The sequence below is a fragment of the Streptomyces sp. CG4 genome, from assembly GCF_041080655.1.
Lineage (GTDB): Bacteria > Actinomycetota > Actinomycetes > Streptomycetales > Streptomycetaceae > Streptomyces.
In genome coordinates this window covers 2,016,065-2,027,462 of sequence record NZ_CP163525.1, presented here as the reverse complement: position 1 = coordinate 2,027,462, position 11,398 = coordinate 2,016,065, and the positions used below count along the sequence as shown (strand labels likewise).

Annotated in this window: 11 protein-coding genes; 4 read left to right on the top strand and 7 right to left on the bottom strand. The window is 71.9% G+C overall.

Annotated elements, in window-relative coordinates:
- Positions 1 to 283: 283 nt before the first annotated feature.
- Together AB5L52_RS09390 and AB5L52_RS09385 are read left to right on the top strand one after the other, a co-directional pair.
- Complete coding sequence (locus AB5L52_RS09390; protein WP_369363327.1) at positions 284 to 1,765, top strand: DNA-3-methyladenine glycosylase 2 family protein; 1,482 nt, start codon at positions 284 to 286, stop codon at positions 1,763 to 1,765.
- A gap of 13 nt (positions 1,766 to 1,778) precedes the next feature.
- Positions 1,779 to 2,312 (top strand): methylated-DNA--[protein]-cysteine S-methyltransferase, encoded by a 534-nt coding sequence (locus AB5L52_RS09385; RefSeq protein WP_369363325.1) that lies wholly within the window; start codon positions 1,779 to 1,781, stop codon positions 2,310 to 2,312.
- Here AB5L52_RS09385 and AB5L52_RS09380 read toward each other — a convergent pair.
- Positions 2,304 to 3,443 carry a molybdopterin-dependent oxidoreductase gene (locus AB5L52_RS09380; RefSeq protein ID WP_369363323.1) on the bottom strand — a complete coding sequence of 380 codons (1,140 nt, stop codon included), beginning with the start codon at positions 3,441 to 3,443 and terminating at the stop codon, positions 2,304 to 2,306. The genes AB5L52_RS09385 and AB5L52_RS09380 overlap by 9 nt on opposite strands.
- Before the next feature lie 191 nt (positions 3,444 to 3,634).
- On the opposite strand from AB5L52_RS09380, the gene AB5L52_RS09375 reads away from it, so the two are divergent.
- The gene (locus AB5L52_RS09375) at positions 3,635 to 4,486 is read left to right on the top strand and encodes a LysR family transcriptional regulator (protein WP_369363321.1); all 852 of its coding nucleotides are present in this window, start codon (positions 3,635 to 3,637) and stop codon (positions 4,484 to 4,486) included.
- Positions 4,487 to 4,504: 18 nt separating this feature from the next.
- On the opposite strand, the gene AB5L52_RS09370 is transcribed toward AB5L52_RS09375, so the two are convergent.
- The 3 genes from AB5L52_RS09370 to AB5L52_RS09360 all read right to left on the bottom strand — a co-directional run bounded on the left by AB5L52_RS09370 (position 4,505) and on the right by AB5L52_RS09360 (position 6,929).
- The gene (locus AB5L52_RS09370) at positions 4,505 to 5,239 is read right to left on the bottom strand and encodes an NAD-dependent deacetylase (protein ID WP_369363319.1); all 735 of its coding nucleotides are present in this window, start codon (positions 5,237 to 5,239) and stop codon (positions 4,505 to 4,507) included.
- Between the two features lie 90 nt (positions 5,240 to 5,329).
- On the bottom strand, positions 5,330 to 5,824 hold the full coding sequence (locus AB5L52_RS09365) for an NUDIX hydrolase (RefSeq protein ID WP_351026305.1): 495 nt from the start codon (positions 5,822 to 5,824) through the stop codon (positions 5,330 to 5,332).
- Positions 5,825 to 5,852: 28 nt separating this feature from the next.
- Positions 5,853 to 6,929: an ADP-ribosylglycohydrolase family protein gene (locus AB5L52_RS09360; RefSeq protein ID WP_369363317.1), complete on the bottom strand. Its 1,077-nt coding sequence runs from the start codon at positions 6,927 to 6,929 to the stop codon at positions 5,853 to 5,855.
- Between the two features lie 183 nt (positions 6,930 to 7,112).
- Here AB5L52_RS09360 and AB5L52_RS09355 point away from each other — a divergent pair, with 183 nt between their 5' ends.
- Positions 7,113 to 8,231: a glycerate kinase gene (locus AB5L52_RS09355; protein WP_369368839.1), complete on the top strand. Its 1,119-nt coding sequence runs from the start codon at positions 7,113 to 7,115 to the stop codon at positions 8,229 to 8,231.
- Positions 8,232 to 8,292: 61 nt separating this feature from the next.
- Here the strand turns inward: AB5L52_RS09355 and AB5L52_RS09350 are convergent, their stop codons facing one another.
- From AB5L52_RS09350 to AB5L52_RS09340, 3 genes are all read right to left on the bottom strand, one after another.
- A complete protein-coding gene (locus AB5L52_RS09350; RefSeq protein ID WP_351570743.1) occupies positions 8,293 to 9,534 on the bottom strand; it encodes an alpha/beta fold hydrolase in 1,242 nt (413 codons plus the stop codon).
- 227 nt (positions 9,535 to 9,761) lie between these two features.
- Positions 9,762 to 10,583, bottom strand: a complete 822-nt coding sequence (gene pssA / locus AB5L52_RS09345; protein WP_351026501.1) for a CDP-diacylglycerol--serine O-phosphatidyltransferase — start codon at positions 10,581 to 10,583, stop codon at positions 9,762 to 9,764.
- Between the two features lie 22 nt (positions 10,584 to 10,605).
- Complete coding sequence (locus AB5L52_RS09340) at positions 10,606 to 11,262, bottom strand: phosphatidylserine decarboxylase (protein WP_351570740.1); 657 nt, start codon at positions 11,260 to 11,262, stop codon at positions 10,606 to 10,608.
- Between the last annotated feature and the right edge of the window lie 136 nt (positions 11,263 to 11,398).

Genomic DNA, 11,398 nt, shown 5'->3' with positions numbered 1-11,398 from the left:
GAGCCACCCCCCTCGCCTCCTTAGGTCGCCCCCTCGCCCCCTCGGCCTCGCCTCGCCCCTTTGGGTCACCCCCTCGCTCCCTCGGCCGTCCCACGCCCCCTGGGCCACCCCCTCGCCCTCTGACCCCTGGGGCGCCGCCCCCTCGCCCCCTGGGTCGCTCTCCTCGCCCCCGCCCCCTGGGCCGCCCCTCGCCCTCGCCCGGATCGGCATCCCGGCAGGCCCGTAGACGCTGGTGTCGGATTTCCGCCAGCGGTCGTCGTCCCGGGTGGTCGATGCTGGACGCATGCAGACAGCGACGACGCACCTCGACCGCGAGCATTGCGTACGCGCCGTGCAGTCCAAGGACGCCCGGTTCGACGGGTGGTTCTTCACGGCCGTCCTGACCACCCGGATCTACTGCCGGCCCAGCTGTCCCGTCGTCCCGCCCAAGCCGGAGAACATGACGTTCTACCCGAGCGCGGCCGCCTGTCAGCAGGCCGGCTTCCGGGCCTGCAAACGCTGCCGCCCGGACACGAGCCCCGGCTCCCCGGAGTGGAACCAGCGCGCCGACCTGGTGGCCCGCGCGATGCGGCTGATCGCCGACGGTGTCGTGGACCGTGCGGGCGTGCCCGGACTCGCCGCCCGGCTCGGGTACAGCACCCGCCAGGTCGAGCGGCAGCTGCTCGCCGAACTGGGAGCGGGACCGCTCGCGCTCGCCCGGGCCCAGCGCGCGCAGACCGCGCGGCTGCTCATCGAGACCAGCGCACTGCCCATGGCGGAGATCGCCTTCGCGGCCGGTTTCGCCTCCATCCGCACCTTCAACGACACCGTCCGCGAGGTCTTCGCCCTCACCCCGAGCGAACTGCGCGCCCGCGCACCGAAGTCCGGGGCCGGCACACCCGGCGGGCTCAGCCTGCGGCTGCCGTTCCGCGCCCCGCTCAACCCCTCCAATCTCTTCGGCCACCTCGCCGCCACCGCCGTACCCGGCGTCGAGGAATGGCGGGAGGGCGCCTACCGGCGCACGCTGCGCCTGCCGTACGGCCAGGGGATCGTCTCCCTCGCCCCGCGGCCGGACCACATCGCCTGCCGGCTCACGCTCAGCGATCTGCGTGATCTGACCGTGGCGATCAGCCGCTGCCGCCGGATGCTCGACCTGGACGCCGATCCGGTCGCCGTCGACGACCATCTGCGCACGGATCCGTTCCTCGCGCCCCTGGTCGACAAGGCCCCGGGGCGCCGGGTGCCGCGCACGGTCGACGAGGCCGAGTTCGCCGTCCGTGCCGTCCTCGGGCAGCAGGTCTCCACGGCGGCCGCCCGCACCCACGCGGCCCGCCTGGTCATGGCGCACGGCAAGCCCCTGGACGACCCCGAAGGCGGCCTCACTCATCTCTTTCCCTCGCCCGAGGCGCTGGCCGCCGTCGACCCCGAGAGCCTGGCGATGCCCCGCACCCGGCGCACCACCTTCACCACGCTCGTCCGCGAACTCGCCGACGGCACCCTCCCGTTGGGCGTCGAAGCCGACTGGGCCGAGGCGCGCACCCGGCTGCTGGCCCTGCCCGGCTTCGGGCCCTGGACGGTCGACGTCATCGCCATGCGCGCCCTCGGCGACCCCGACGCCTTCCTCGCCACCGACCTCGGCATCCGGCGCGCGGCCAAGGAGCTGGGCCTGCCCTCCACCCCGGCCGCGCTCACCGCCCGCGCCGAGGCCTGGCGACCCTGGCGGGCGTACGCCGTCCAGTACCTGTGGGCGACCGACAGCCACCCCATCAACTTCCTGCCCGTGTAAGAAGGTTCCTGCCGTGACGTCCACGTTCCACACCGTGCTCGACAGCCCTTACGGCCCGCTCACCCTGGTCGCCGACACCGACACCGACACCGACACCCGTGGTGATACCGAGGGTGTCCTCTGCGGCCTTTACATGGCCGGCCAGCGGCACCGCCCGCCCGAGGAGACCTTCGGCCCCCGCGACGACGACCTGCCCTGCTTCGCGACGGCGAAGAAGCAGCTGTCGGCCTACTTCGCCGGTGAGTTGAAGGAGTTCACCCTCCAACTCGCCTTGCAGGGAACGCCGTTCCAGCACAGCGTCTGGCAGCAGCTCTCCCGCATCCCCTACGGCGAGACCCGCACCTACGGCCAACTCGCCGACGCCCTCGGCAATCCCCAGGCATCCCGCGCGGTCGGCCTCGCCAACGGCCGCAACCCCGTCGGCATCATCGTCCCCTGCCATCGCGTGGTCGGCTCCGACGGCAGCCTCACCGGCTACGGCGGCGGCCTGGACCGCAAGCGCCGTCTGCTGGACTTCGAACGGGGAGCGGCGCTGTTCTCAGCGTGAGCGACGCGGCGCACGCCCCGGCGCGCCGGGGCCCTGGCTGCCTCGGATTCCCTGGTCTCCCCGGCCCTGGTCTCCCTGGTCTCCGCGGCCCTGGTGTGTCTGGTCTCCCCGGCTCCCCTCGTTCCCTTGGTCCACGAAGACCACGCGCTGATGTACGCGGTTGCGGCGTGGCGTGGCGGGCTGGGTCGCTCCCGAGTCCGTCGTGGCGCGGCAGGCGAGGACATGTTCGCCTACCGTGCCCGGCGTCCAGGGGCAGCTGAACCGCTGCCATCCGTACGCCGTTCGCGGGGTGACCCGGGCGGGGGTCCAGTGCCGGCCGCCGTCGGTCGTGACCTCGACGGAGCGCACCGGCTCGTTCGCCCAGGCCCATCCCCAGATCTCCACCGGTTCGCCGACGTGCGCGTCTCCGTCCACGGGGGCGACGAGGCACGAGTTGGGCGCCAGCTCCCACACCGGAACGGCGCGGTCGGAGCCGTCGCCGGGTGGGTCCATGTAGTACCTGGTGGTGAACGGACCGGTGCTGCGCCGGTCCGCAACGGTCAGGGAGTCAAGCCACTTCGTCGAGTTGGTGCCGTAGTAGCCCGGCACCACCAGGCGAACGGGGCCGCCGCGCCGTACGGGCAGCGGGGCGCCGTTGACCGAGAGGGCCACGAGGACACTGCCGTCCAGTGCCTTCGTGAGCGGGAGGTCCTTCTCGTAGCGCTCGTGGTGGGTGCCGTCGTAGACACCGTGATCGATGCCGGTGGAGATGACATGGGTGGCGCCCTCTTCGATTCCGGCCATGCCGAGGAGTTCGCCGAGCCGGACACCGGACCAGCGGACATTGCCCGCCCGCCGCTGCGGAACGGTCGGGGCCAGCGGGCTGCCCGCGCACTCGTGCACGGAAGTGATCTCCGTCTGCTCCATTCCCCTCAAGTCGCCGAGCGACAGGGTCAGTTCATGGGAGACCAGCCCGCCGACCCGCAGGGTCCAGGAGTCCGGGGAGACGTCGGGGATGCCCAGGTGCCAGACCGAGAACAGGTCCGCCTCCGGAGTGATGAAGGACGTTAGGTGCTCGGGCCGCACCTTCTGCACCAGACCGAAACCCTCATGGAGCATCGCGGGTGGGCCCATGACGGAACCCTCGATCATGATCGTCTCCCTCCGCGGACGTGTCGGGACGTGTCGCAAGGCGTGTCGCAAGGCGTGCCGCAAGGCGTGTCGCGAGATGTGTCGCATACGTTCCTCCCGTCACGCTAGACACCGTTCGAAGCCGGGTGAAATGCCGGTTAGGCTGCATCCATGCGGCACAGGCATGGATGCCGGGGGAGGTCCTGGGCGGCATGGATGTAGAACTTCGTCACCTGCGGGCGTTCGTCGCCGTCGCCCGCCGGCGGTCGTTCACCCGCGCCGCCGAGCAACTACTGATCACCCAGCCCGCGTTGAGCCGCACGGTGGCACAGCTGGAGAGCGCGCTGGGCGTCCGGCTGCTCGACCGCTCGTCGCGGCACGTGGAACTGACCAGCAGCGGAACGGAGTTCCTCGGCCACGCCGAGCGCGTCCTCGACACCCTGGACCAGGCGATCGCCTCCGCACGCCACGACGCCACCCTCCGACTCGGCTTCAGCTGGCTGCTGCCCGACCCCTGGGCCCAGCAGGCGGTCAGGCGGTTCGAGGAGAGCACGGGCGCCTCGGTCGCCCTCGCCCGCGTCGACGATCCGCTTCTGGCCCTGCGCCGGGACACCATCGACATCGCCGTCGTACGCGGCGACGCGGCACTCCCGCGCCAGGTCCGCACGGTGCACCTCTACGACGAGCCACGCATCGCGGTGTGCTCCCAGGACAGCGACCTGGCCCGGCGCGCCAGTCTGGACTGGGCGGAGGTACGACGGTGGCCGCTGGTGGTCAACACCGTCAGTGGCAGCACCGGCCCCTGGTCATGGCCCGAGGACTGGCGGCCGGGGCACATCCTGGAGACGGCCAACTACGACGAATGGCTGGAGACGGTGGCCGCGGGCCGTGGCATCGGCGTCGTCCCCGACGTCGTACGGCGCCGCGCCCCGCACTCCGCCCTGCGTTTCGTCCCGCTGACCGGCGCACCGCCCAGCCCGGTCGGACTGGTCTTCCTGAACGGCGCCCAGCCGGCCCTCATCCGCCGCTTCCTGGACGCCGCACTGCCCGCAGCACAGGAATGACCTGGTCGAATGACCTGGTCACCGGCCGGTGCGGCGCAGTCGGTCCAGCAGCGCGGGCAGCGCGGTGCCGATCGGCTCGCGCACGACCTCGGCGGCGAGTTCGTCGTACGGCGTCGGCTCGGCGTTGACGATGATCAGCTGCGCGCCGTTGTCGGCGGCGACGCCGACCAGCCCGGCGGCGGGCTGCACCTGCAGACTGCTGCCGACGGCGACGAACACGGTGCACGCCTTGCTGATGGCCAGGGCCTCGCCGAGCACCACCGGATCCAGCCGTTCGCCGAACATGACCGTCGCCGACTTCAGGATGCCCCCGCACTCCCGGCACGCCGGATCCTCCTCACCGGCCTCGACCCGGGCGAGGGCGTCCGCCATCGGCCCGCGCGCATGGCATCGGGTGCACACGACACTCCGTGCGCTGCCGTGCAGTTCGAGCACCTTCCGGTCGGGCATTCCGGCCAGCTGGTGCAGCCCGTCCACGTTCTGCGTGAGGACCCGCACCGGGAGCCCGGACCGCGCCAGCTCGGCGACGGCCCGGTGCGCGGCGTTCGGCTCGGCCTGCAGCGCCCGGTTCTTCCGCCGCATCTGCCAGGACCGCCGCCGGATCTCCGAATCCGCCATGTAGTACTCGTACGTGACGAGCTTCTCGGCCTCGGGATCCCGCCGCCACAGCCCGTTCGGACCCCGGTAGTCGGGGATGCCGGAATCGGTGGAGATACCTGCACCGCTGAGAATGGCTACGAGGGGCCTGTCCATGGGCCGAGACTAGGCTGCCGCCCCGCTCGGTGCGAGCGGGTATGGCGAGCGGGTATCGGGGGCGGTCGGCGTCCGCGGAGACGGGGGCGGTCAGGCCACCCGGTGGCCGTTCTCCAGTTCCGCGGGGCCGGAGCCGTCCGCGAGGACGTCCAGGGCGGTCAGGACGCGGCGGCCGAGGGCCCCGGACAGATGGGCGGTGATCTGCTCGCGCGGAACCAGCCGCCACGACAGCAGCTCCTCCTCCTGCAGCCGGATCGCCTTCAGGTCGGCCTCCGCGAGGACACCGCCGTCGTACAGGTACGACACCAGCGGCGGCCGGGCCTCGCCGCGGACCCAGTCCACGGCCAGCAGCCGGCCCGGCTCCCGGTCCAGCCCGATCTCCTCCAGCGTCTCGCGACGGGCACCCTGGCGCGGGGTCTCCCCGTCGTCCGACTCGATCGTGCCGCCCGGCAGCGCCCAGCCCTCCCGGTAGTTGGGTTCGACCAGCAGCACGCGCCCCTCGGCGTCCCGGAAGAGCGCTGCGGCACCGGCGAGGACACGGGGCAGGCTCGCGATGTACATGGCGAAGTCAGGAGTCGTGGTCATTGAGGAAGGGTATCCAGCCATCGGGCCGCTAAGGCGGAACCGTCGCCAGGCGCAGGGTGCGTTCCGCCAGCGCACTGATCCGTACGCCGTCGAAGCCGAACACCGCACTCCGGACCGTGTCCTCCAGCGGATCCCGCCACTGGGCCGGGATCGCGGCCGCGCCGGTGAGGACCCCGGCCACCGAGCCGGCCGTGGCTCCATTGGAGTCGGTGTCCAGGCCGCCGCGCACGGTCAGCACGATGGTCCGGGTGAAGTCGCCGTCGCCGTAGAGCAGTCCGGCGGTCAGAACGGCGGCGTTCGGCACGGTGTGGATCCAGCCGAGTCCGGCGGTCCGAGCGGTCAGCGTGGCCAGGGTCTCCGCCCAGGGCAGCCGCGCCTCGTGCAGGGTCATGACCCGCCGTACGGTACGGGCGAGCCGGCTGCCGGCCGGGATCACCCCGAGCGCGCTCTCCAGCGCGTCGCGCACGGTCGGCGCGGTGAACGCCGCCGCGATCAGCGCGGCCGCCCACATGGCGCCGTAGACGCCGTTCCCGGTGTGCGACAGCACCGCGTCCCGGCGGGCGAGGCCGGCGGCGGCCACCGGGTCGCCGGGGCGGGTCCAGCCGTAGACGTCGGCCCGGATCAGGGCGCCGATCCACTCCTGGTACGGATTGTCGTACGTCGCCGTCAGCGGCGGTTTCAGCCCGTTCGCGAGATTGCGGTACGCCGCCCGCTCCGCGGTGAAGGTCTGCAGATACGGCAGCCGCAGCAGCCACAGCTCGCCGACCTGCTCGGTGCTGAAGCCGAAGCCGTACGTCTCCAGCAGGTGCAGCCCGAGGATCGCGTAGTCGACGTCGTCGTCGCGCACACTGCCGTGGATCCGGCCGCGCACGCACCGGCGCCACTCCGGGCGCAGTACGGCGCCGTCGGCCGGGTCGGCGGGCTCGGGCAGATAGTCGGTGAGCGGCAGGGCCGCGGCCTTGCGCAGATAGCGGTCGATGCGCTCGCGGGTCCACACCTCGCCCTGCTCGACCGGCTTGCCGAGCATGTTGCCCGCGATCCGGCCGAGCCAGCCGCCGTGGACACGGTCGGCCAGATCGGCGGATCCGGGGCGCCCGCTGGTCATGGCTGGGGTCTACCCGTTTTCCCCAGGATGCTCCCAGCCGCTTCCCAGCCTGCGGTCGGTGCATGACGACGGGGGCCTGCTGAGGTTAAGGTCGCAGCGGCGCGACTGGCCCTGACGTGCGCGGGGCCCGGAGAGCAAGGGGTAAGCAAGGTGGCGGACGCTGCAGTGAACGAGAACCGTCGGGTGCTCATCGCCGCGGACAAGTTCAAGGGCTCGCTGACGGCCGTGCAGGTCGCCGAGCGGGTGACGGCCGGGCTGCGCCGGGTCGTGCCGGACCTGACGGTCGAGGCGCTGCCGGTGGCCGACGGCGGCGACGGGACCGTGGACGCGGCGGTCGCGGCCGGTTTCGAGCGGCGCGAGGTGCGGGTCGCCGGGCCGCTGGGCCAGGAGGTGCCGGCCGCGTTCGCGCTGCGCGGCTCGACCGCGGTCGTGGAGATGGCGGAGGCCAGCGGCCTGCAGCGCCTCCCCGCCGGAGTCTTCGCGCCCCTGACGGCCTCCACGTACGGCTCCGGCGAGCTGCTGCGGGCCGCGCTGGACGCGGGCGCGCGGACCATCGTGTTCGGCGTCGGCGGCAGCGCCACGACGGACGGCGGCGCGGGCATGCTGTCGGCGCTGGGCGCGCTGTTCCTGAACGAGGACGGCGACCCGGTGTCCGCGGGCGGCGGTGGCCTCGCCGACCTGGCACGCGCCGACCTGTCGGGCCTGGACCCCCGCCTGTCGTCCGTGGAACTGGTGCTGGCCAGCGACGTCGACAATCCGCTGACCGGGCCGAAGGGCGCCCCCGCCGTCTACGGCCCGCAGAAGGGCGCCTCACCGGACGACGTGGCGGCCCTGGACGCGGCCCTCGCGCACTTCGCCAAGGTGCTGGAGGCGGCCGTGGGACCGCGTGCCGCCGAGCACGCGGCGGCACCGGGCGCCGGCGCGGCCGGTGGCATCGGCTACGGCGCGCTCCTCCTGGGCGCCCGCTTCCGGCCCGGCATCGAGGTCATGCTGGACGTCCTCGGCTTCGCCCCCGCGCTGGAGCGGGCCTCGCTGGTGATCACGGGTGAGGGCTCGCTGGACGAGCAGACGCTGCACGGGAAGGCGCCGGCGGGTGTCGCCGCTGCGGCTCGGGCGGCGGGCAAGCAGGTCGTGGCGGTGTGCGGGCGGCTGGCTCTGCCCGAGGAGGCGCTGGAGCGGGCAGGGATCCGGCAGGCGTACCCGCTCACCTCGGTCGAGCCGGATGTGGCGCGGTGCATCGCGGAGGGCGGGCCGATCCTGGAGGCCGTGGCGCAGAGGATCGCGCGGGACTGGCTGGTCTGAGCGGTCCGGACGACGGGCGGGCCCGGACAACGGGCGGGCATGGCGCCCGCCCGTCCCGCTGCTACTGCAGGGGTGTGAGTTCGCCGTCCGGGTCACGGAAGTAGCTGCCGGCCGTGAGGCCCAGCACCTTGCCGTCCTTGAGCCACTGCTGCGAGATGTCGTGCAGGGCCTTGGCCTCGCGTTCCCAGACCATGGAGTGCCCGGCGTCGGCGAAGCAGAACATGAGCTTCTCCGGTCCGGCGATGGCCTGGAACAGATCCGGGACGGAGAAGTGCGCCACCGGGGGCAGCGAGGGCGGATTGTTGGCCTGCCTGTCCAGCGCTCCGTAGACGATGAGCACCGGCACCCGGCCGCCGAGCACGGGCGTGCCCGAGTCGTCCTTGATGGGCACGGTCTGGTTGTTCCAGCCCCACCAGTAGGTGTTCCGGTAGCGCAGCACGCCCTCGGCGCTGCCGTCGGACTGCAGAGGCCCCCATTTGGCGCCGAGGTCGTCGTTGGCCATCATGGCCTGCCACACCTCGTCCACCATGCCGGGCTCCCGCTGCGCCGGGCTGCCCTGCTCGAGGTCCCACCCGGTCTGGAAGCCGGTCTTGCTGCCCACGTTCATCGGGAAGCCGAACAGAACGGCCGGCTTGGACACGGGCAGGGTCTGGGCCTCGGGCGGGCGTCCGAAGGGGTCCTCCGGGTGTGTGGACCAGCGGCCGCCGGGCGGGAAGACGGGGGCCAGCAGAACCAGGCGGTCGACGTTCTCCGGGTGCTGGATGGTGTAGGGGCCCATCACGAACGCAGCCGCGGACCAGCCGACGAAGTCGATCGGCTTGTTCCGGTCGGGGGACAGATTCCTGATGAAGCGGACCACGGTGTCCAGCTCCGCCCACTCGCTCTCGGAGTTGCCGAGCTGGTACGGGTAGGGAGGCGGTGGCGGGCACACGTCCTGGAGCGGGTTGGGCACCAGGATGGGCTGCTGGGCCGGGTTGGCGTTGCACGGCTCGTCCATCCTCGGCCGCGGGGAGAGCCCGTTGCCCTGCAGGTCCATGAGGAACACGTCGAAGCCCTGCTGAGCGAGGTCCTGTGCCCAGCTGTAGCGGGTCTCGGGGCCGCCGAGGCCGAAGCCGTGGGGCAGCACGAGGTCGAATCCCGCGACCGCCGGGGCGCTTCGCCCGTGGAGCATCAGCAGGGGCTTGGTGTCGGGGACGTTGTTCTTCCGGTACTCCCGTACGAACAGAGTGACCGATTCACCCTTGTTTGCCGGAATCGTGGATGTGTGCGGAACGTGGTAGTCCGCGGTGACGAGTGCGGACATGGCGGTTCTCCGATCCGGAAAGAATGCGAGATACCCCCTGCCGTGTGGCACATGCCACTGGCAACACCCCCTTCTTCACCGTCCTCCCCCTCATTGCCTTCCGCAACTCGGCGCAGGCAAAGGCTAGTTGACTGATCAACGGGAGACGGGTGGCCTGTTGAACACAGAACAGGTGTGGCCCGAGCCTCGGAGGCTCGGGCCACACCCGTCAGTGCCGGTACGGAGGGTCAGGGCAGCTGTGCCGTCCGCGCCTCGCGCCGATTGTCGCGGAAGTTGTTCACCCGCCGGGCCGTGGCGAACAGCGGAATCACCGCACCCATGACCAGCTGCAGCGCACAGCCGGTCTGGAGCAGCAGCTGACCGCTCGGGGCGTCGAAGGCCCAGGCGGCCAGCAGGCCCATGGACAGCACGATCCACGAGAGCATCGCGCCGGCGAGGCGCCCCCGCGGCTTCGGGTACTCGACCCGGCTCACCATCAGCCACGCCGTGCCCAGGATCGCCAGCAGTGTCGCCACGAAGGGCAGCTCCAGAAGGACGATGGAGACCACCGTCAGCGCGCCGAACGGCGAGGGCATGCCCTGGAACATGCCGTCCTTCATCGTCACGCACGAGAAGCGGGCGAGTCTGAGCACGACCGCCAGCAGCACCACGATCGCGCCCAGCGCCGCCATCCGCTGGTGTGCGTCGTCCGCGACCATGCCGTAGACGAGCACGAAGTACGCGGGGGCGAGACCGAAGCTGATCAGGTCGGAGAGGTTGTCCAGCTCGGCGCCCATGGGCGAGGAGCGCAGCTTCCGCGCGACCAGCCCGTCGAACAGGTCGAAGACGGCCGCGCAGAGCATCAGGATGACGGCCGTGGCGGCGCTGTGCCGCGCCATGCCCGCGGACGCGTCATTGCCTGTCAGGTGCGGGATCAGGATGCCGGTGGTGGTGAAGTACACCGCCATGAAGCCGCACGTCGCATTGCCCAGAGTGAGGGTGTCCGCTATCGACAGGCGGAGCGAGAGGGGCATCTCCTCCTCGTCGTCCACCTCGTCGGCCTCGGGCACCCAGCCCGCCTGGGTCTCCGGATCAATCACGGTCAATGCGAGTCACCCCAGCCACGGTCTTCTGTCCGACCTCGACCGCGACCTCCACGCCCTCGGGCAGGTAGAGGTCGACACGCGAGCCGAAGCGGATCAGACCGATTCGGTCGCCCTGCTCGACCTTCGTGCCCTCGGGGATGTAGGGCACGATGCGGCGGGCCACCGCGCCGGCGATCTGGATCATCTCGATGTCGCCGAGTTCGGTGTCGAAATGCCAGACTACGCGCTCGTTGTTCTCGCTCTCCTTGTTGAAAGCCGGAACAAAGCCGCCGGGGACGTGCTCGACGGACGTCACCGTGCCCGCGAGGGGCGCGCGGTTGACGTGGACGTTCAGCGGGCTCATGAAGATCGCGACGCGGGTGCGTCCGTCCTTCCACGGCATGATGCTCTGCACCACGCCGTCGGCGGGTGAGATCACCCGGCCGGAGCCGATCTCGCGCTCGGGGTCGCGGAAGAACCACAGCATGCCCGCCGCGAGCGCGGTGGCGGGCACGGCCACGGCCTTCGCCGCGCCGGAGCGGCGGGCGCGGGCCAGGCTGAGGGCTGCGGTGGCGACGGTCGGGAGAAGCCACGGCGATGCTCCGCGCGCGAGGCGTACGCCGGCTCGGCTGTCGCGAGGTGCAGAGGTTTGGCTGTGGGGCATGGATGACCTTCGTAGCGGATGATGCCGCGCAAGACGGGGGACGGCGGCTTTCCGTGGGATCGTACCGGTCGCGGGCTGCAACTGGGCAAGCCAGGCAGTCGAGTCGGCGGCCGAAGACCGTCTACAGGGTGTGATC